The sequence below is a fragment of the Rothia nasimurium genome, from assembly GCF_004569295.1.
Classification (GTDB): Bacteria; Actinomycetota; Actinomycetes; order Actinomycetales; family Micrococcaceae; genus Rothia; species Rothia nasimurium_B.
In genome coordinates this window covers 23,644-43,744 of record NZ_SPQC01000024.1, presented here as the reverse complement: position 1 = coordinate 43,744, position 20,101 = coordinate 23,644, and the positions used below count along the sequence as shown (strand labels likewise).

At 50.8% G+C, this 20,101-nt stretch carries 23 protein-coding genes; 17 read left to right on the top strand and 6 right to left on the bottom strand.

Annotated features, from left to right (window positions below):
* Positions 1-13: 13 nt before the first annotated feature.
* Positions 14-289: a hypothetical protein gene (locus E4U03_RS07660; RefSeq protein WP_135012965.1), complete on the bottom strand. Its 276-nt coding sequence runs from the start codon at positions 287-289 to the stop codon at positions 14-16.
* Between the two features lie 417 nt (positions 290-706).
* On the opposite strand from E4U03_RS07660, the gene relB reads away from it, so the two are divergent.
* On the top strand, positions 707-952 hold the full coding sequence (relB, locus tag E4U03_RS07655) for a type II toxin-antitoxin system RelB family antitoxin (protein WP_135012964.1): 246 nt from the start codon (positions 707-709) through the stop codon (positions 950-952).
* Positions 949-1,212, top strand: coding sequence for a type II toxin-antitoxin system RelE family toxin (locus E4U03_RS13770; protein ID WP_135012963.1), 264 nt, complete (start codon positions 949-951; stop codon positions 1,210-1,212). The genes relB and E4U03_RS13770 overlap by 4 nt, the downstream gene beginning before the upstream one ends.
* Before the next feature lie 104 nt (positions 1,213-1,316).
* On the opposite strand, the gene E4U03_RS07645 is transcribed toward E4U03_RS13770, so the two are convergent.
* From E4U03_RS07645 to E4U03_RS13765, 3 genes are read right to left on the bottom strand one after another with little or no spacing between them, the layout of a single operon-like run.
* Positions 1,317-2,240 (bottom strand): DpnII family type II restriction endonuclease, encoded by a 924-nt coding sequence (locus E4U03_RS07645; RefSeq protein ID WP_209304141.1) that lies wholly within the window; start codon positions 2,238-2,240, stop codon positions 1,317-1,319.
* A 1-nt stretch (position 2,241) separates the two neighbouring features.
* A complete protein-coding gene (locus E4U03_RS07640) occupies positions 2,242-2,985 on the bottom strand; it encodes a DNA adenine methylase (protein WP_209304140.1) in 744 nt (247 codons plus the stop codon).
* Positions 2,948-3,073, bottom strand: coding sequence for a DNA adenine methylase (locus E4U03_RS13765; RefSeq protein ID WP_209304139.1), 126 nt, complete (start codon positions 3,071-3,073; stop codon positions 2,948-2,950). Before E4U03_RS13765 ends, E4U03_RS07640 begins: the two co-directional genes overlap by 38 nt.
* Before the next feature lie 111 nt (positions 3,074-3,184).
* On the opposite strand from E4U03_RS13765, the gene E4U03_RS07635 reads away from it, so the two are divergent.
* The 6 genes from E4U03_RS07635 to E4U03_RS07610 all read left to right on the top strand — a co-directional run bounded on the left by E4U03_RS07635 (position 3,185) and on the right by E4U03_RS07610 (position 12,402).
* On the top strand, positions 3,185-3,862 hold the full coding sequence (locus tag E4U03_RS07635; protein WP_135012961.1) for a hypothetical protein: 678 nt from the start codon (positions 3,185-3,187) through the stop codon (positions 3,860-3,862).
* 386 nt (positions 3,863-4,248) lie between these two features.
* Positions 4,249-8,271, top strand: a complete 4,023-nt coding sequence (locus tag E4U03_RS07630) for an LPXTG cell wall anchor domain-containing protein (RefSeq protein WP_135012960.1) — start codon at positions 4,249-4,251, stop codon at positions 8,269-8,271.
* Between the two features lie 442 nt (positions 8,272-8,713).
* Positions 8,714-10,327 (top strand): GDSL-type esterase/lipase family protein, encoded by a 1,614-nt coding sequence (locus tag E4U03_RS07625; protein ID WP_167752360.1) that lies wholly within the window; start codon positions 8,714-8,716, stop codon positions 10,325-10,327.
* Between the two features lie 32 nt (positions 10,328-10,359).
* Entirely contained in the window at positions 10,360-11,196 is an 837-nt protein-coding gene (locus E4U03_RS07620; protein WP_135012958.1) for a hypothetical protein, read from the top strand.
* A gap of 399 nt (positions 11,197-11,595) precedes the next feature.
* Positions 11,596-12,084, top strand: coding sequence for a hypothetical protein (locus E4U03_RS07615; protein ID WP_135012957.1), 489 nt, complete (start codon positions 11,596-11,598; stop codon positions 12,082-12,084).
* 3 nt (positions 12,085-12,087) lie between these two features.
* Entirely contained in the window at positions 12,088-12,402 is a 315-nt protein-coding gene (locus E4U03_RS07610; RefSeq protein WP_135012956.1) for a hypothetical protein, read from the top strand.
* Between the two features lie 328 nt (positions 12,403-12,730).
* Here the strand turns inward: E4U03_RS07610 and E4U03_RS07605 are convergent, their stop codons facing one another.
* Both E4U03_RS07605 and E4U03_RS07600 read right to left on the bottom strand, forming a co-directional pair.
* Positions 12,731-13,054, bottom strand: coding sequence for a hypothetical protein (locus tag E4U03_RS07605; protein ID WP_135012955.1), 324 nt, complete (start codon positions 13,052-13,054; stop codon positions 12,731-12,733).
* A 7-nt stretch (positions 13,055-13,061) separates the two neighbouring features.
* Positions 13,062-13,712 (bottom strand): ParA family protein, encoded by a 651-nt coding sequence (locus E4U03_RS07600; RefSeq protein WP_135012954.1) that lies wholly within the window; start codon positions 13,710-13,712, stop codon positions 13,062-13,064.
* Between the two features lie 281 nt (positions 13,713-13,993).
* On the opposite strand from E4U03_RS07600, the gene E4U03_RS07595 reads away from it, so the two are divergent.
* The 9 genes from E4U03_RS07595 to E4U03_RS07555 all read left to right on the top strand — a co-directional run bounded on the left by E4U03_RS07595 (position 13,994) and on the right by E4U03_RS07555 (position 20,078).
* A complete protein-coding gene (locus E4U03_RS07595) occupies positions 13,994-14,392 on the top strand; it encodes a hypothetical protein (RefSeq protein ID WP_135012953.1) in 399 nt (132 codons plus the stop codon).
* A complete protein-coding gene (locus E4U03_RS07590; protein WP_135012952.1) occupies positions 14,376-15,587 on the top strand; it encodes a transglycosylase SLT domain-containing protein in 1,212 nt (403 codons plus the stop codon). Before E4U03_RS07595 ends, E4U03_RS07590 begins: the two co-directional genes overlap by 17 nt.
* Before the next feature lie 52 nt (positions 15,588-15,639).
* Positions 15,640-16,344, top strand: a complete 705-nt coding sequence (locus E4U03_RS07585) for a hypothetical protein (protein WP_135012951.1) — start codon at positions 15,640-15,642, stop codon at positions 16,342-16,344.
* Positions 16,345-16,400: 56 nt separating this feature from the next.
* Entirely contained in the window at positions 16,401-16,640 is a 240-nt protein-coding gene (locus E4U03_RS07580; RefSeq protein ID WP_135012950.1) for a hypothetical protein, read from the top strand.
* A gap of 192 nt (positions 16,641-16,832) precedes the next feature.
* Entirely contained in the window at positions 16,833-17,399 is a 567-nt protein-coding gene (locus tag E4U03_RS07575; protein ID WP_135012949.1) for a hypothetical protein, read from the top strand.
* Positions 17,400-17,501: 102 nt separating this feature from the next.
* A complete protein-coding gene (locus E4U03_RS07570; RefSeq protein ID WP_135012948.1) occupies positions 17,502-17,864 on the top strand; it encodes a hypothetical protein in 363 nt (120 codons plus the stop codon).
* A 32-nt stretch (positions 17,865-17,896) separates the two neighbouring features.
* Positions 17,897-18,856 carry a hypothetical protein gene (locus tag E4U03_RS07565; protein ID WP_135012947.1) on the top strand — a complete coding sequence of 320 codons (960 nt, stop codon included), beginning with the start codon at positions 17,897-17,899 and terminating at the stop codon, positions 18,854-18,856.
* Positions 18,857-18,908: 52 nt separating this feature from the next.
* On the top strand, positions 18,909-19,541 hold the full coding sequence (locus tag E4U03_RS07560; RefSeq protein WP_135012946.1) for a hypothetical protein: 633 nt from the start codon (positions 18,909-18,911) through the stop codon (positions 19,539-19,541).
* Between the two features lie 36 nt (positions 19,542-19,577).
* Positions 19,578-20,078 (top strand): hypothetical protein, encoded by a 501-nt coding sequence (locus tag E4U03_RS07555; RefSeq protein ID WP_135012945.1) that lies wholly within the window; start codon positions 19,578-19,580, stop codon positions 20,076-20,078.
* Positions 20,079-20,101 lie beyond the last annotated feature (23 nt).

The following is a 20,101-nucleotide window of genomic DNA, read 5'->3' as shown; positions in this document are numbered from 1 at the left end:
CAAGAAATTCATGCTACTTGATAGGCATGTTCATAGCGTCATCCTCTTCATCTTCAAAAGGAAGATTCGCACTTTCTGGCTTTGCCTCTTGCACCGGCTCACCCTCTAACAGGTGCTCCCAGGGGTTCGCCGGTTTCTGCTTGACCTGCGGGGCCGGTTCCGGGGCTGCTGCCGATTCGGTCGGCTGCGGTACTTCCCGCACGGCCTCAACCACAGGGGCGGCCGCTGCTGGTTGTGGCTTCGGCTGCGCTGCTGGTGGTTGCGGTAGCCCAGTCTTACGTACTTTCACCTTTTCCACCATGCGCGGACTTTTGACCACGGCCACCACTTCGCTATTGTCCTAAGTCTGTTCCCTGCTAACCTCCACCATCCTCGCCCGTCCCTAGGTGAGCACAGGCCGCCTTGCTTGTGCTTCTGAGTCTTAAGTAGCCTGCCCCCTTACCCCCTCGTACTGGCCCACAGGCTTCCAGGGTAAGCAAACCCTCCCGCCCTCTGTCGCGCTCTGCGCGTCAAAGAGGGTGGGGTTTTGTGCGGCAGCCGGTCAAGCGCGGCGCTTGCGCGGGTGTGTGTGGGGGGGGCGTCAGCCCCCGCAATACTCTTCTAGATGAGAAGAAGTATTTGTGGAGGTAAGAAGGCTTTTCTCTCTTGTGCAGAAGTTTGAAACGGAACCCTTGTACGAGGGTATGCGACCGCATACACTGAAAGTATGACTACCATCCAAGCGCCCAAAAAAATCCTCACTGTACGAGTGACCCCACAGCTCAAAGAACGCCTGGACACCCTGGCCGCTGCAACCGGTCGCCCGCTGTCCTACTACATCACAGACGCCCTTGAAACCGGACTTGATGCTATCGAACACGCCTACCTGCTGAAGCGGGATGCAGAACTAGCCCGCGCCGGTCGCCTACCTACTCGCTCACTTGATGACATAGCGAAAGACCTCGGTCTATGAAATGGGAACTAGATTTCACCCCTCATGCGGAAAAACAACTGTTCAAACTTGACAAGCTGGTTGCTCGGCGAATTACTAAGGAACTCTTCAAGCTTAGAGACTCATCAAACCCCAAAGAACACTGCAAAGCGTTAACTGCGCAGTATTCTGGGCTCTGGCGGTACCGCGTCGGAAATTATCGTGTGATTCTTGACCTGAATCAGAAGCAGCTAGTGATTTTGGCGCTTGAGGTTGGACACCGCTCGAAGATTTACCGGTGACTTTACCAGTTCCCGTGCTTGTTGGTGCAGCTGGCTTACTCCTCTTTCTGCGTGGGGAGGGGTAGGCTTGTTCATCTTTTTACCCTTATACTTTTTGGCTTACGCTACCCAATGAGATCCCTCAAATAACCGCCCTCAACCATCGAATAATTAAACACCTTATTAATATTCTTAATCGCGCTTCTCAAATCTTCCTTCTGTTTATCCCATCCCCTGCCATCGGTAATATAAATAAACTCGTGATTAGTTTTATGGATATCAGAGCCCAGTCGGGCGAACTCCACCCCCATAGACTTCACCTTAGAACCTGACGAATTAAAATTATTCACCTCAAAGAGATATAACTGCCGCCTCTGCTTGTTATACAAAATACCGTCAAAACGTTTCTTCGCTAAAGAATCCTCTAAGGTAATGCCATACAGCTTTTTAATATCCTCAGCTCTTGTTTGGCCCCGCTGCTCATAGCCAGTCCGCATACTGATTCCTTTAAGTACGGAGGTAAGATAACCCTCACCTGCGTTACCGCTGCGATTTTTCCTGCCGTTAGAATCCATTCCAGCTTCAACGCCCACAGCATAGTCATACGAGGACTTCTTTACCCCAGAGGTCAGCAACCAGCTCAACCCACTATCGCGCACAAAGCGAAGATACTGCTCAATATTTCCTGTCTCAATCGCTTGAAAATTGAGGTCATAGCTACCTGATGAGTCACTAACTCCAAGAATCCGATTCTCTGTTGGCTCTTTGAATGCAGTATTTCGAATCCCCAGAAGGTAGGGAACTAACAATAGAGTCTCAGGTCTGCTTCTGAAGAAAACATCAACATCATCATCAGTCTTCCCGATAAGATAGGTCAAAGAATGAAGGTCAGGGCTGTCATATTTCGCTACATTCTTCTTGACGTTCTCAAAATTAAACCAGTAGGAAGCTACATGACTTATCTCTGAGCGAGTCTTGAGAAAATAGTTATATCTTTCATCAGGAGTGAGGCTGAGGTAGTCAAAGACTGAATATTTTGCCTGGCTCATACTATTTCCCATAGTTCTTGATGAGTACTTCTTTGACAGGTCCTCGTCGTGAGGCCTTGGAATTTACCAAGCGCGTAGCCTCAACTTCTCTAATCGAGGTGGCATACGGTGCGTAGAGGTCATAGACCAAATCGGCTGAGGAATTAGACAGAAGAACCTTCACACCTCGTTCACTCAGATCGATGAAAACGTCTCTTAGGCGTAGCTGCTCATCAAGCCCGAAGCCAGCGGAGGTATAGCTGGTGAAACTCTCTGTCACTGATAGGGGGATGTAGGGTGGGTCGAAGTAGATAAAATCATTCGCCTTTGCTGTGTGCACAGCTTCTTGGAAGTCGCCGTTGACGATAGTGACGTCATTGGTGTTCAGGTAGGTGCTGATACGCCGGAGATTCTCTTCATCAAGGATGGTGGGGTTGACGTATTTTCCGTAGGGGACGTTGAATTGGTTTTTAGAGTTGACGCGGTAGAGGCCGTTGAAGTTGACCCTGAGCATGTAGATAAGTCTGGCTGCTCGTTGAGTGCTGCTCATGTGCTCTAGGGTGCCGGTTCTATCGGCTGCTCGCAGGGTGAGGTAGTGCTCTTTAGAGTTACTGGCTGCGTGGTGCTTGAGTTCTGTGATGAGGCCTTCTATATCGTCTTTGATGCTTTGGTAGGCCAGGATGAGTTCGGTGTTGCTGTCGTTGATAGCTGCTGATGCTGGTGCTAGTTCAAGGAAGAGTGCCCCCCCCCCCGACGAAGGGTTCAAAATATTTCGTGTAGCTGTCTGGGGTCTCTGCTAGGAGGGCTGGTAGTAGCTGTCTTTTGCCACCGACCCATTTGGTGAAAGGCTTCATGCTCGCTTGCTCTTTATCTGTCTAGGGAGTGAGGTGCGGGTTTAAGTTTATCGCTGCTGGGAGGTAGCTACACTAGTGTGGGTAGTAATCGTGGAGAAGGAGATCGGTGATATGACGATTTCAGGTGCAGACTTCGACGCCTGGCTAGATGGTCTGGAGCTGGATTGGACGGTCAAGCTGGCAGCGGAGAAGGGGCAGATAGCTTTATCGACCCTTGCCTTGCAGCGTAAAGAGAACCGGGTGAAGCCTCAGAATATTTTGAAGATAGCTGAGGGGTTCGGGCGTAATAAGTTACAAGAGCTTGCTCGTTTCAAGGGGTATGAGGCTATGTGGCCGGTTGAGGCTACGGATGCATCCCCCTGGTATGTGTGTGTGCCTTTGGTTGATATTGTCACGGAGCTTCTGGTGCGGTCTGGTGTGGTGGATTACGCACGGGGGTATGCTCTTGGGGTGGCTTCTGATGCTTGTGACCGGTGGCATGATGTGGTTGCCAGTAGTGTTCAGCGTAAGGATGTTGCTCGGCAGGTGGGCATTCCGAAGAATCAGTATTCTCGGATGATTGTTGCTAATGAGTTGCAGTTTGACACGATTGTTGAGGTCTCTCGGTCTTTGGGGGTTAAGCCTCATGTTGGGTTGGTGGCCTGTGGATATCTAGGGTTGGAGGATATTGGAGTAGTGGATAAGAGGCGTTCTTTGGCTCACGTGGATAGTGAGGTTTTGCTGGGTGAGTTGGAGCGTCAGGATCGGTCTTTGGTGCGGGTGCTGGGTGATGCTGTAGAAGACCTATAGCCGTTTCTTAGGTGGCGGGTGTCTCGTTGTTCCAGAAAATATTTCGTAAAACTGTACTTATATAAAAAAGTGCATATACTTGGTTATGTTGGTTGTGGCTACACACGGTAGCTCAATCAACCTCCCCCTTCCGGCAGGAATCAGGGTGTGTGTATTTCCCTAAAAGGTATATGTGAGTGGCGAATAAGACCCCTGCCTGCTGCTGTAAGAACGCTTTTTAAGCTATTCTGCACCGCAGTAGTGGTGGCAGGCAGGGCACGCTCGCATGTGCTTGTAAGGGAGTTACCGTCTGAGCACGCACTCCTTTCCCTGATGGGGGATAGCAATACTTTTGAGAACGAGAGAATCGCTCGATTCACGCACCCATTGGAGAAAGGACACCTCTCGTGTCACCTGCACGCTCACACCTGAAGGCCATGACCACTAAAACCGGCGCCCTGGTTGCAACCGGCCTGGTTGCATCCTCCATTTTTGCCTCCATGCCCGCGTCAAACGCGGTCGATACTGGCTCCTTCGGTACAGTCATCTCAGCCACCGACGCCCAAACCACTACCCGCACTGTCCCGGTCGATAACACCGCCCTCCTGGCAGCTGTCGAAGAAGCCCGCGCAGCCGGTATTACCGTTAACGAAGAAGCTATCAAGAAGCTCACCGTTGGCTCTACCTCCGAGGTCACCGGCGCACTAGCTGCCATCACCGCCGACCATCAGGGTCAGGCAGAGGCTCTCAAGCAGCTCATCACCGAATACGCCGAAGCTAAGAAGCAAGCTGAAGCTGACCATGCTGCTGCCCTAGTAGCCTGGGAGCAGGCTAAGGCAGATACTGATGCCCGCAACGCTACGCTCAAGGACGAGTACGAGGCTAAGGTCGCTAAGTACCAGGAAGACCTAGCCGCTTATGAGGCTAAGGCTGCTGCTTACCAGAAGCTCATTGAAGCCTTGGAAAATAACGGGGACGTTGACACCGAAGAATTCCTAGCCCAGTGCCGCCCGCAGAATCTGGCCGTGGTCATTGACGTGACCTGGTCTTTCTCGGCAGGAGATTTGGCGACTCAGGTTGCAGCCCAGCGAGCCTTCTTGCAGAAGATGTCTAAGCTACCGGGCACTACCGTTGATTTGTACATGTACGGCAATATTGGTGGTATCGGTGCCCCCGGTGATAATCCTTGGACTCCTGACCTGGCGACCCAGAACTTTAATATCTCTACCCCTGAGGGCCTAGCAGCAGCTAACGCCGTTCTCGATGGCATCACTAACGAGCGTCGCAACGCTAACGCAGATACCTCGTGGTTCTCTGCCGGCACCAACTGGGAAGCCGGCCTGCGTGACGTGCTCAAGGGCATTAACGAGTCGGGCCGTAACTACACTAATGTCATTTTCTCCTCTGATGGTGCCCCCAATAAGACCCTGTCAGATAGCGGCGAGTGGGAAGATCCCGGCGTGTACGGCTACTGGCAGCCGGCAGCTGATGAGGCTTTGCGCTATGCCCATGAAATCCTCGATAAGGGCATTAAAATTGCCCCGGTCTTTGTCCGCTCTGCTGAGGATTATCTCTCCATCATTCAGCTTGATCAGCGTGAACCGGGCACCTTGCAGCTAGCTCTAGATGCTATTGGCAAGCTCTCGGGTGCTGAGAGTCCTGAACTGGGTAAGGATTACTTCTCTGCTGAGACTATGGACGGGCTTACTGGTGATTTGTGGCGCGCTGCCATCGCTGACTGTTCACCGGCTAATAACCCGAAGCCTACCCCTCCTGCTGAGCCTGACTATGAGCAGTTTGATACTCCTGCTCCTGCGCCTGCTGTGGTTCAGGCTCCTGTAGGTAGCTACCAGCTCACCGAGCTTTCAGCACCTATCCCGGTCGTCGATAAGGTCGCTGATGGTGAGGGTAAGAAGGTTCTGGCCGGTGAAACCACTACCCAGACCGTCTCCTACGCAACCGGCTACGAAGTTCCTAGCTCTTTCGTCATTGGTGATCACATCTACAAGACCGAAGACGGACGTCTACCTGTTTCTGTGGATATGTCTAAGGTGGCTGTCACTGATGCTGAGGGAAATAACGTCACCGCAGATTTCACTATCACCCAGGAAGACGGCACTCTTGGTGGCAAGGCTGGTGTGCAGATCCTTGCTACCGCAAAAGACCCCGCTTCACTAAAACTGAATCACACCTATACTCTGCATGTGAACCAGACTTCCCTCTTTGACGGGGTAGCTGATACCTTGCAGGACGCTGGTTTCTCTATCACAAACGATGAAATCCAGTTCACCGACATCAAGACTTACCACGAGCCAAAGCTGAACCCTGATAAGACTGTGGTGAACTCCGTTGGGGTTGAGGTAGACGGCACTAAGGTACTGCTCGGCGCTGAACTGAGCTACGAGCTGACCCTCTCAGCAGCTGATCTGACCAATACCATTGGCGATGTCACCGTTCTGGGTATGGTTGATGACTACGATGAGACCAAGTGGCAGCCTAACGGTAAGTTCACCGTTAAGGATTCTGAGGGCAAGGATGTAGACGCTGATAAGTTCACTTATGAGGATAAGGATGGCGTTATCACCGTTTTGGCCAAGAACCCCGGTGAGCTGGTCGGTAAGGACTACAGCATTATCCTGTACGGTATGGTCAAGTGGGATGCAAAGCCCGGTTCATTCTCTAACCAGGCCACCCAGCTGACCAACCAGGATAAGATCGTCACCAAGGTTGTCACCAACTATGTTCCAGTCATTACTCCCTCTAAGGTTGAGACTTCCCCCGTCAATGGTGCCAACCTGGATGGTAAGACCCTGATGGTTGGCGATGTCATCAACTACACCCTGGTTGAGGACACTACTGATCTGGTCAATTCTTCTGAGAACATCTCCCAGTCCGGTATGAAGGACGATTACGACGAGTCTGCAGGTGAGATTGACCTCTCTGCTGTGAAGGTCTATCAGGTTCCTGCCGATACCGACACGTCTACTCCTGAGGCAACTGCTGCGGCTATCAAGGCTGCTGGCGCTGTAGAGGTAACCGACTCCTACGACTTCACCATCGGTACTGTTGAGGGCTTTACCAACGGCGGGGCTGAGGGTTATACCGGCTTCATGAAGACCAGCGGTGAGGGTGAGGCTAAGAAGGTTGTACTGCCCATGGGCTACAAGTACATCCATATCCTGCCTTACACTGTGACTGCTAACGTGGACGGCGAAATCAAGAACACCGCCTGGCAGGTTACGAACGGTGTAGAGGCCCAGACTCAAACCGTTGCTAACCCCATGAAGAAGATTCAGCCCTCTAAGGATGTCTCGATTGAGGTGGGTGGTGCGTCTGTCGACGGCGGAACTTTGGCTCTGGGGCAGGTCTTTAACTACAAGCTCACTTCATCTGATCTGCCGTCGGATCGGGTCAAGAATATTGACTCCTGGACCCTAGTTGATGATTACGATGAGACCAAGGATGAGTACCGGGGTAACTACCTGGCTCAGGCCCGTTTTGATCTGGTCGATGAGTCCGGTAAGACTGTTATCAAGGCTGGGGCCGATATTACTGCCTACATCACCCAGGACTGGGATGAGGCCGCTGGTAAGACCACGTTCTCTGCTAACGATGAGCTGCTAGAACTCATTAACCTGGATGAGAATAAGGGTAAGACCGCTGGCTTTGAGGTCTTTATGCAGGCTAAGCGCATCGGAACTGGTGAAATCGTCAATACCGTCACTGAGTTCGTCAATGGCCAGGAAATTATCGCTGACTCTGACACCGTTACTCCTGATGATCCTAACGGTCCCACCACCGTTATCACTCACACTTATGATTCTGATTTGAAGGTCGATAAGGAATGGGTAGATGCTGATGCCTCTGATGGAAAGGTCTCTGCTCGTATTAGCGGCACTAACGTAGGTCAGGGGACGGCTCTGGGGGCTAAGCTCTCTGATGACGTGTTCAAGGGTCTGGGTAACCCCACGATTGTTGATGTTCAGAACGGTACTTCTGGTCAGTACACTGCTGAGAGCACTGCCCTGGTCTTTGAGCAGGTAGCTACCGGCGATGTAGTAAGCATGGTTCTGGAATTTGATGTCGTCCCTGGCGCTAAGGTGCTAGATAACACTGCTTCCTTTGAGAACGAATTTGATAAGGCAGGAGACCCGGATAACATTCAGGAGAACGATGGTCTTGAGGCTGATACCGATCAGCGCGATAAGGTAAGCCTGGAAATTCCTGAGGCTCCTGTCACCCCTGTTACTCCTGAAGCTGGTAAGAATACCCCGGTGATTAAGGGTGAAGGCGCTCGGACCGGTGGTGAAGCTAGTGTGGCTGGTCTCCCGGTGGGCGGTCTGGTTGCTGCTGGTGGTGTACTGCTTGCAGGGCTGGCAGCTATCGGTGCGTGGGCCCTGGTTCACGGGGCCCGCAAGAAGAACAGCTAACTCCCTCTTGTTGAGAACACAGGGGAACAAAGGTAGCTGAACCTTTTGTATTTCCTGTACGTCCATCTGCATATCAATGATGAGGCGGTAGATAGAGAGAACTCTAGATACCGCCTCATCATTGGCTTAACACTTACGATAACCTTGCAATTGCATAGACAACAGCATTGAATGAGTCTTGTCACCTTTTCGGTGATATTTTCCTTATTTTCTTTGACAGTGACGCATAAAGGGGTAAATCCATACTATGAGTACACCCACTACCATGACCGCCGCTCAACTCCCTGTACTCTCACGTCGGGCTGTTCTCACTGGAGCTTTAGCAACAGGCTTCCTAGCAGTTGGCACAAATCCGGCCTATTCTTCTGAGCATCTGCTCATTGGCGCTATTGGGGCTACTTATCGGTCTAATGCGCAGATGCGCTTGGAGCTAGGTGCTCCGGTGGCTGCTGAGAGCGCTTCGGCTTATGGCGGGGCTTATCAGGTCTTTGCCGGTGGCCGTGCTTACTGGCATCCAGCGACTGGCACCTGGTGGGTGCGTTACGGCGGAATTTTTGATTTCTTCCATGCTCACGGTGGGGTAGAGAAATGGGGTTACCCTGTTTCGAATGTGTATTCGAACGGGCGTGGGGTTAACGGATGGTCTCTGAATACTTATCACCCGGTTACCGGGGCTCGGTTCTCTTTAGAATGGGAGAACACCCTGGGAGTGGTTCCGGTCTATTTGAACGGCAGTATTGGCAGCACCTGGGCGTCTAATAAGCGGGGTATCGGTTTTCCTCAAAGTACTGAGCAGTCCTTGAGTTCGGTGGCTGCCTATCAGGTATTCTCTGGTGGGCTAGCCTATTGGAATGCGGCTACCGGGACCAAGGTTTTTAGTCATGGCTCGTACAGCCGTACCGGGGCTCAGAATTATCTGAGGCGTACTGACATGGTACTAGGCCCGATGGATGCGCTGGTGATTGCTGATTCTCAGGCTAATCTGGGCGGTACGGTAGTGGGCGTGAAGCAGGGGGAAGATCCGTCGTGGATTAGCCAGGGGCTGCGGGCGGCCGGCTATAGCCCTGTGCATTATGCTTATGGGGCGGTGGGCGCGGTAGCTGCTCAGTGGTTTTTCCCGTCCTTCCATCAGGGTGTTGTAGGGAACGCTTTTGCGCTGCCGGTGGGTTCGCCTGGGTTGATTTATCTGGGTGGTTCTGGTAATGATTTGTGGGTTGGTCTGGGCTATTGGCAGGTTGCCCGGTATTACCTGGAGATCATCGCTGTTTTGCGGCAGCTTTACCCTGGGGCTCGTATCGTGTTGTCTGAGGTTTTGGGCCGTCGAATCCAGGAGCAGGGTAACCGGGCTGAATTGTCAGCTGCGTTGGCTTCTGCTGGTGCTTCTGTTGGGGTTCCTGTGGTGCCGTGCCGGTATTGGGTGAGCGATTTTGGGGTGACTCATTTGTTGGCTGATGCTGTTCACCTGACAGATAACGGGCATAAGGCGCTGGGGCAGCGGTTTGCTACCTGGTTACGTGCTGAGAACCTCGCGGCGGGAGGTTTCTCGCTTTTTGGTGCTATCGGGGGATACTATCGCTCTGCCGGTGGAGTCGAGAGGTTTGGGTATCCAACTCAAAATGAGTTTGCTTCGGTGGCCGGTGGGGCTGTGCAGAACTTCTCGAAGAAGTGGGCTATTTACTGGCATGAGCGTACTGGGGCTCATGCGATTAAGTGGGGCACTGCTATTGGGAACCGGTATGAGCGCGAGCGGTGGGAGCTGGGTTCTTTAGGGTATCCGGCTACGGACGAATATGCCTATGCTCATGGGGCTGCACAGGAGTTTTATCATCCGGTATCTGGGGGCAGGGCGATTGTTTTGTGGTCTGAGGGTACGGGGGCGCGGGTGGTGAATCAGCGCGGTGCTATTCATCAGAGGTATCTTGCTGCTGGTGGCGTTTCACGCTTTGGTTTTCCGGTGACTGATGAGGCTCGGGGTGCTGATGGTGTGGTGCGGGTGCGGTATTCCTCTGGTGCGGTGATTAGTTGGCGTGAGGGGCGTGGCGTATGGGTTTCGTAGCGGTAGAGACAGCGTAGAGGCAGGTTTTGAGTATGGTTTCAGAGCGAAAGCGGCCGTTGAGGACGGTACTGGCTGCGCTGCTGGCTGCCCTAGTGCTGGTCGTCGGTGCTGTACTGGCCGGTAGATTTTTCTCAGGCTGGGTTATTAGGGATGGGCAGGTCTATGCCCCGTATCAGCTGCGCCACCCGGGCGCGTCGGGTGAGGTCTTCGAGCAGGACGGCCAGGAGTATTATGAGCCTGTGTATGGGTTTATGGCTGAGAATACTGACCCGACGGCCGGGTTTTCTACTCCGCAGGTGGCGAACCTAACCCCAACACCTGCCCAGTGTACCGGTGAGGCCCTCGGTGAGGTGGTCCCTGCCCCTGGTTCGTGGGTGGTGCCGTCTCTTTCTGATGGGGCTGGTGGTGTGGCTACAGGGTATTTCGCGGAGGGGTTGTTTTCTGCTGGTATTCCCTCTGCTCCTGGTGGTGTGCTCTCGGTGTTGTCGGCGCCGTTGGGGACGGTGGGTAAGGCGAGTGTGTTGGCGGGGCATGTGAACCTTGATTGGCCTGATGACCGGCTTTCGGGGTGGGGGTTGTTGCACTATATCGACCCTTGCGCGCATGTATATATCGCCGATAGTGACGGGGTGACGCGCGAGTACCAAGTGATAGTGATTGACACGATTAAGCAGGGAGAGACTGAGACTAATCCTGGCTTGTGGGGTTCTGCTGAGGTGACGCCTGAGGTGTGGGCGCGGTATGGGACGGATGAGGTGGTGTGGTTGCTGACGTGTTCGGGGGCGTTCGTGGGGGATTCTGGGGAGGGAAATAGTTTTCTTTTCCCGTATACGGATAATTTGCGGGTTGGTTTGGTGCCTGTGGGGTAGGCTCTGACGTGGGGATACATAAGAATACATAAAAAGTAGAGGAAGGTGGCTTTCGAAGCTATCTTCTAACGGGATGTAGAGGCTTATTCATTAGGGTAGGTTGAGCAGACTCACAGCGAAGCTTCTGGCTCGGCGGCTAGTGTGAATCGCCTAGTGAACGAAGCGAACCAAGCGAGAGGGGCGGCGGCAAGCGTGAGCCTGCGGAACCCCCTTATGAATAAGCCTCGTAGATTCTTACTCCTGATGCAGCATGACGCGGTACATCTCTTGGGACAGTGACACCACTGCAAGATTTATTTGAAAATAGTGTACATGTGGTGTTAGTCTCAGTTGCTACAGGCTGGCAAGGCCATCAACTCTGCGTCGGTAGCATCATCAAGAACAATGAGGTTTTGAATCATGAAATGTAAGAAACTCTTTGCAGCCGTAGTTTCCTGCGGAATGCTTGTAGGATCTCTATTCCTTGCTGGGCCCGCTACTGCGGCTGCTGATGAAGAGATGCTGTTGGTAGCATCTGCTCCTGTAGCGAGTACTGTCTCAAGTTTGGAAGCTCAGTTCTACCCAGAGGGGCGTGAGGCTGAACCGCAGTTCAAAATTAAAGCCGGAAAGTTTGTCGTCCAAAAAATTCGGGACTATCTACGCTCGGGAAATATTGATGATGCTATCAAGAATATTCCGGGGCTAGACCCAAAAGCAAAAGATTCCTTGAGGAAGAATGCTGGCGGAGTTGCTGATGCCCTGGATGAAATCCTGTATTATGCCGATCTGCCTGAACGTGCTATCCGTGAGAAGCTATTTAACATGCTATCTTCAGCTGGTGTAGATTATGGAAGCGCAGAGGTAATTGCTGAAAGTGTGGCGAGCATTCTATCTTGGACGGTGCTCTAAGCTATGGAAGAATCCCGGGTAGAGATTCTTGAGAAGGAGCTTCAGGAGCTTCGAGAAGCTTATCGTTTCCTTGTTTTGACGGTTCAATACCAGGATAGTCCTAGGTTGCCTTTTATAAAGTTTTGTTCTCAGAATTTTATTTATGGGGATAAGTATTCTGATGTTTATGGGTATCTGATGAAGATGTATAGAGATGGTGAGCTAGACTCAGTGGAGCAGAACCATGAGAGAGTATATCTTCGCTTGCGAGAGTTAGGTGTTCAGCCTGGGGCTGAGGCTGGGTGTTTGTCTGCTTTTCTGGAGCAAATTGAGCAATAAATGGATCGTGTTCCCTTTTGCAAGATGAGTGGGAAGGCAGCTTTATTAGCTGTCTTCCCACTCATCTTGTTCTGTGTACTGGTTGGCAGCTAACTAGAGGGGGCTCACATGCCTAACGCGGCTTTGAGAGCAATCTTAACCCCTCGCATGGCTTGGGTGGAAAGAGCGCATCTCGGGCCGGAAGAATTTAGTTCGTTCTTGAAGATCTCCGTAGTCAATGTGAGCGTAGGTTTGGGGCTTGTGAATCATCCCCTGTTGTATTGTGTTATGAACTGTATAGAACAGTTGCATATCTAAACACAACTGTTCTATACAGTTCTATTCTGTTTTATTTTGTGTTGGTGATAGGAACTGAAGAGCCGAACTCTTCCTCCAGGGCGGTAAAGAGATAGCGCTCTAGAAGTTTGGCCTTGGAAATGTCGAGTTCTTCAGCTGCATAATCCAGCAGGGCTTTCTGGCTTTCGGTGGCCTGGATCGTGTAAATGCCGCGCTTGATGCTGGCCTTAGCGCGCGCTTTGACGCGTTCCTTGGTTTCAGCTGACTCTGTTGTATGTGGGGAGGTGGTGTCTGTGCCTTCTGCGTGCAGGGTTACGGGCTTTTCAGCGGCTTCGATGAAGTCTTCGGCGCTGCGGGTTATTCGTTTGCGAACCATGATTCTTTTAGGCTCCTTCTGTTAGGGCTAGTACTTCTTGGGTGAGAATCTGAATCTCGGCTTTGGCCTTGGCGTCGTTTCCTTCTATAACAGAGCGTCCTTCACTAAGGGTGCTCTGATAGGCCTTGCGGTGATGTATAACGACGTCAGCTAGGGTTGCTTCTGCCGGGAAGTCCTTGAGATAGTCTCGTGCTTCTTCTACTTCGTTACTCAAGGCATGAGTGGAGGCTCTGGTGAGGGCAAGTAGGGCCTTGAGGTCTTCGTTGTAATCCCGTGCAGTTTCGATAGTGGTAGCTAAATCTAGGGTTGCGTCCAAATCTGCCTGGGAAGTGCCGGTGGGAACGATAAGTATATCGGCGCTGATCATGGCTGAGCGTGATTCTGGGGAATCTTTACCGGCTGTATCAACGATAACGATGTCGTTGTGGGTGTCCAGGTCTTTGAGGGTGGCACTTAGCCTGCCTTCTTTGCGGATGGTGATGATGGGTTCTAGTCCGCTGTCTTCTCGGTCGTCGGCCCAGCGGGAGGTAGTGTGAATAGAAGAGTCTGCCTCAAGAATTTGAACTTTTTTCTTTAGGTGCTGGAAGTTGGATGCAAGGTTGATGGCAAGAGTGGATTTACCTACCCCACCCTTGTGATGAGCGATAAGGATAATCATGGTTTTCACTATAGCACTTAACAGAACAGAACACAATAGTGCAGAACTGTTCTGTGTGGTTGTGTTGTGCAGCTGTTCTATATTGTTCAATATTGAACACAATAGTGATATTGCCGAACTGAACTGTTCTATGTGGAACAGTTTTATACTGTTTTGTTATTGTGCTTAACAGTTTTGTAGTGTTCTGTTTAGGGGTGTGGGGTATCCGCAACTGTCTCAGGTGAGACGGTTGAAAGTACGTGCTGACTTACTATGAAAGAGGCTTCTGCCAAGTAAGGAGTATGGGACTCTTTAAGAAAAAACCAGCGACCTACCTGATACAAGATGACGAGGATCTTATCTACCTCGAAGAAGCCAAGACACCTTCACTAGCTGAACGGCTACGGCAAGGAGCTATTGGGCTGCAAGAGGGGCTAGAGCGTGAGGTCAAAGAAGAGAGCCTGCTGGGGCGAGCTGCTGAATGGGCTGAAGCGGGAAAGAGTGGGGCTTCCCTGCGTCTGACCCTGGTGGCTCTTGCCGGGATTCTCTGCATCGCTTTACTCTGTATCCTCGTTCTCTTGCTCACCGGGTTTCTAGCGGTCGACGCTGGCACTGCTGCTCTTGGTATATCTGCTGATGAGGCTGTCGGGAGATATCAGCCCCTTATCGTAGAGAGCGCGCCCGGTGGAAAATACAGCTAAAAATCTGGCTAAAGGGGCGGTAAATGCTGTCTTGACGAAGATTTTCTTGAAGCTACTGGCCGGATTTTTCTCCCTGGTTGCAGCTCTATGGATCCCTATCCTGGCTTTCTTCGTGGTGGTCAATATTGCTGCTTACTTCCACTGGGATCGCGCGCAGAGGGCCGAAAACTCTAGTAGCACAACTTGTATCAGTACAGTGTCGGTCGAGAATGACTCTTCGGCGACGGTTAATGTTCCAGAAGAATACCGCGGTGATATTGATGCTGCTGCCGAAGAATCTGGTGTTCCGGCTCAAACTATTGCGGCGCAGATTCAGGCTGAATCGAACTGGAACGCTCAGGCCGTTTCGCCGGCAGGTGCTCGGGGTATCGCTCAATTTATGCCAGCAACCTGGGAGTCTATAGCCCCGGGAGAAGACCCCTTTGACCCTCACGCTGGAATTAGAGCACTGGGGCGGTACATGAGTCAGCTCAAAGGACAGGTGGAACACCTTGCTGGTGGGGATGCGGCTAAGCTTATCGAGTTGACCTTAGCTGCTTACAACGCAGGACCGGGAAATGTCCTTGAATTCGGCGGTATCCCACCTTTTGTTGAAACTGTGAACTATGTAGAGAAGATTATGGGGGCCTCCCAGATGGTCTATTCCAAGGACTGCTCACAGGTGGGAAGTAAGGTCTGGGATGGAGACTTAGGCCCGGGAGAATGGACAAATCCCTGCCCTGGGTGTGTAAAAACCTCTTCCTACCAGCCACGGAACTTGCCGGTAGATGCACAAAATGGATATTTCCACTGGGGTATAGACCTTGCGACTCCTGGTGCAGGCATGCGGCCAGGGGGTCAGATTATCGCTCCGACCAAGATGATGATTACTGACTACTTCGATACTGATGGTTGTCTTTTTGCTACGGCAGCGGATGATGGGCCGGAATTCGGTTTTTCCTTCTGCCACTTGCATGAGGTGAATGTCTCTGTTGGTACTGAGGTAGAAAAAGGCACTGTGATCGGTATCGAGGGTGGAACAGGTGGTGGTGTGAAAAATAAGTTTGCTACCCACCTGCATTTTGAGATGTATGCCCCTGGGTTCGATTACAGGAACTTCAACTGGTTTAGTGCCCGTAGTGGCGCTGATAACCACGGCGGCAATCTAAACCCTGAGCCTATTTTGATTGAGAAAGGTGCTATGCCTGGCCTGTAGAAAGTACCGCTAGGTTAAGGGTTTCTTCGGCAAGAGTAAGGAGCGGATAGGGATGAGACAGAGTAAAGATAAGTGGATTTGGGTAGGTATTGCCTCGGGGCTGGTTCTGCTGCTGGGGCTAGTGAGTATCACGTTTTGGGGATTATCTCATAATGCTAGGGAGCAGGCGGTGACGGGGGAGGAAGTTTCTGCTTCTGCCCCATCATCACCTGCCCCGGTTTCTCACACAAGTAGTGCAGCTGACCTGGGGACAACGCGGTTGGGGAAAACAGTAGCTGATGGGCATTGTGATGGGCCTATTGAGACGGATAGGTCTAATCCTGAGGAAGTGGCCTACCGCATCATGGAGATTTCTTTCTGTTTTGATACCACGCTTGATGACTCAACGACTGATGCGATGAAACGGGCTAGCTCGTTGATGAGCGAGTCCATGCAGGGGTACTTGGTTGATACCGGTAAGAATGCTCTTGCTAGCCAATTTTTAACCTTTGAGCCCTTGCGGGGGTATACCAACCCGATTGTGAAGTCCATTGGCTCAGATGCTATTGCTCATGACCATGCTCATGGGTTGGAGGACTCGGAAGAGGAGCAGGAGTACGTGACGGCTATGTATGTTCAATGGATTTGGGAAAGCCGTGATGATAATTCTACTGTCACCGGCGGTAGTGCTGTGTGGAATATGAGGTTAGTTCCTGATGGTGCTGGTGGTTGGATGATGGATTCGTATGAGTTGGGGTCTTTCACCCCTACTTTTTAGGGACTTGGTCAACTGTCTCAAATGAGACAGTTGACCAAGCGAAAAGAGAAAGGGCGTTGGCTGTCTTGGAGGAGGCAGCCAAGGCCCTTTTCGCATGGGGGAGGGGAGTGGCTTATTTGGGCATTGCGATGAAGAAGGTAATACCGATGATGGTGAATGCTACCAGCAGGAAACTGAAGAAGTACCCGATAATTATGCGGATGAGATTGGCCATTTTGGGAACGAGAAGGAAGAAGAAGACGAGGGTGATGATACTGAAGAAGGCTTCCATGTGGTTTACTCCTAAAACCTTATAATGGTATATGTGCCATAATAGCCTATTGGGGGTGGAAGGGTGAAGAACAAATCAGGAAATTTCTCAAAAAAATTTGCCCACTGACTTACCAACTAGCCCCTAGCTTCTAAGAAGATACGTAACCGCCCTTATGGAATCCTTGAGGGCAGTGATGAAAGAACCTCTGAGATACAACCCAAGGAAGCACATCATCATGGAAGAAGAAAACGTAGGGTACGAACCCCTACTGACCCAAACTAACGCATTGGGCGGAACCTTCATGGCCATCGGGCTGATTCTCTGCGTTATTGGTTTCATGCTCACCCTCGTTTTGTTCATGGCTCACAAGGGCGGCAAACTCGGTAACTTAAACCCCTGGAAGGTGCTCGTTCCGGTATGGGCTGTCGTAGCCATCGCTTCTATTCCGGGTCTGGTTCACTTTGGCTCTACCCTCTTTCCCAAGCCTCCCATCAGTCAGGCTGAATCAGCGGTTGCAGCTTACGAACAGGGCACTAAGGGCCTTGGGATAGTTGGTAGTGAAAACCGGGCTATGAGGTTGATTATTGAAGAAGACCGAGACCAAGGTCCTCCCACCACTAAGTTCAAAGAACTGATGTACAAGAAAACAGACTCCGGTGAGATGGACTCTTGCACAAAAGTGAAGCTTATCTATATGAGAAATGACCTGTTCCTAGGTCCGCAGGAGTTTGCTTTCTATGCCATCCCGGTAGATTACTCAGAAGAAAAATGCGGTGGCCCTGTCCAGGAATGGACTGAATAACTCCTTACCGTACTATGCTCTCGCGGTTGTATCTTAGACGTTCTTTCACCACGGTTACTAGATCTAGTACATTTTCTACACTTATGTGAGGACTATATTTTCATGAAAACATCTACCCGGTCTCAGCTCTTCCCAGCCATCTTCGCCTTAGTGCTAGCTACCCAGATGGTGCCAGTAGCTGCTCACGCCGATGAATACCGCCCTTCTATTACACCGAACTGGGCTAATCCTTTTACTGACCCGCTGAACAATATCGCCGGTGTCATCTTGGCCGTCACCTTTATCCTTGGCGTTATTGCTTTCATTGTCTCAGCTGTGCTCTTTATCTTCGGTAAGCTCGGCGGGCGTGGAGGTATGCAAGATGCTGGCGTGGCAGGGATGATCTGGACGCTGGTCGGTATTGTCATCCTTGCCTCGATTGCCGGTATCGTCGCCTTCGTCACCGGTACTTTCTCCATTAACTAACTGCCAGCTCGGTAGCCAGCAAGAGGATAGATATGTCTTTTTTCGATTTGATTCTTGGCTCATCAGATGACTGGGATGAACTCATTGGTGAGATCTTCGTATCAGCTAACGATAGCCTCACCGGCGCTTTTGAATCATCCAACATCACAGAGTCATGGTGGGCTGGCGTGGTTGGCTCGTCCTCAAGTCTAGGGTTGCTGGCTACCTGGTTGCCCATCGTTGTTATCTTCAATAGCATTATGGCCAGCATTCAAATCGCTATCAGCGCGATACGAGGCTCTGGGGTAGGGGTGCTGCGAGGTATTTTAGGTGCCATCTTCGGGATACCACTAACCTATATCTCAGTTATCCTTATCCAGTTAATCTCAGCTGTTATTGATGAGGTAACAGCCTATATTCTCTTCGCTGGTTCCACCGAAAACGCTAACGCTTTTATGAAGATTTTCGGTGTGCAAATGGTCAATGGAGAGTTCGTTGGCGTTAATGAGTCGTATGCTGCATGGCAGCATGTGGGAGCTGTAGGAGATTTTTCTATTCTGGTGAAACTTATTCCCCTCCTGTTAGCCGGAATTATCTGGGTATTATCGATGATTCTTTCGATTGTTATGTCGATGCGTTCCTTGGGGATTGTTATTCTTGCTTCCTTTGCTGGGTGGGCTATTTCAGCGCTTAGCAGTGACTTCACTAAGGGCTGGTTTGGTAAGTGGGCCAGTTTGCTTTTAGGGCTTTTCCTGGCGAAGCCTTTTGCTGCTGCCATCATTGTTTTATCTTCAACGGTGTTCAATCACTCGGATTCAAGTCAGCAGTTTATCGCCGGTTTAGCTGGGATTCTTATTTCTATTGCCATGCCGTTTATGCTGATTAAGTTGATTTCTTTCGGGCCGGTGGACTCGGTTGGTTCCCAGGATCAGGTGTGGTCTGGTGCTGGTGCAAGTGGTGCGCGTTTTGTTCGTGGTGGTATGCACCGTTTATCGCGTCTACGTCGTAAATAGCTTGGGCTATTACACAATCACAAAGGTACATTCACTATGGAAGAGCGTCATTATGCGAACTGTCAATGATACATCCCTGGAAGACTATTTTGAGCTTGAAGAGCACGACAAAAAGGCCTTCAATTCTCCTAAAGCTAAACGATACGATAAGTTACTGGCTGAAATTCGACTAAAACACGGCTACCAACCCTACTATGGCGATAACTCTATACTTCAAGACTATGATGAGATTTATAATAACGTCTGTCTCATACTCCCACCCATGAATGAACACGAACGTCATATTTTTAACTATTCAAGCTTTTGGGGCAGGGCAGAGCACAGAACATATCGGCAGTTCGTAGATACTAGCCTGAAGCCCACAGCACCAGATTACGTTCATGTCCAGACCGATAGCATCACAGGTTCACCAGTTATAACGTTCATCCCTAGGCCGGAGACAGGCGAAGGATACAAACAAATCAACACACATCATGATGATATTTATATCCTCTGTAGTGCTGAAAATATGCCATACGTTGTTTTCTGGGTCAACGCTAATGTCCTCAAACATGCTGATTGTCATGAGTGCGAAAAAGCTCCCACGTACTACTCAACAGGCATTGACCTCTTGATTCCAGAGCTTAGCCCTATTCATTTTGAGACGTTTTATTCACAAGAAGTACTTAAAAATATTCAATCGTGAACTCGATGTAAAAACTAGGTAAGGAGATAAAGACTCATGGACGATGAAAATGTTGAACTAGCTAAGGTGCGACTGCCCCGCCAAGAAAAAAGTGGGCTGATTCTTGGGCTGACTGTTATCCCCTTGATAGCGGTGATTGTTTGTGCTTTCTTAGCTATGCTGAACCTTATTTTCGTGCCCTTTCCCTTAAATTTTATTATCGGGTTCTTTTGGTTAACCCTTGGTGGTATCTTCGGATGGGTAAAAATCAAGGGTAGGACACTCTTTGCTTGGATTCCGGTGCTCATTTCTTTCGCGCAGGCTAAGGCTAACGGGCAGAATCAATACAAACGAGGTAGCGGACGGGCTGATGATGAAGCCGATGCGCTGGCTTTGCAGAAGGTGCGGGCTGCTGATGAACGGGCATTATTGGAAGCTATGGAATGGGGAGAGGTTCCTCCTGGTAAAACTCCTGACCCGATTAAGCTCACCTTGCCAGGTCAAGCAAACGAATTTCAGCTTTATCAGTCTCCTGCTGGTCGGGGGGGTTTTATATGACCCGCTTAAACGCCGGGTATCAG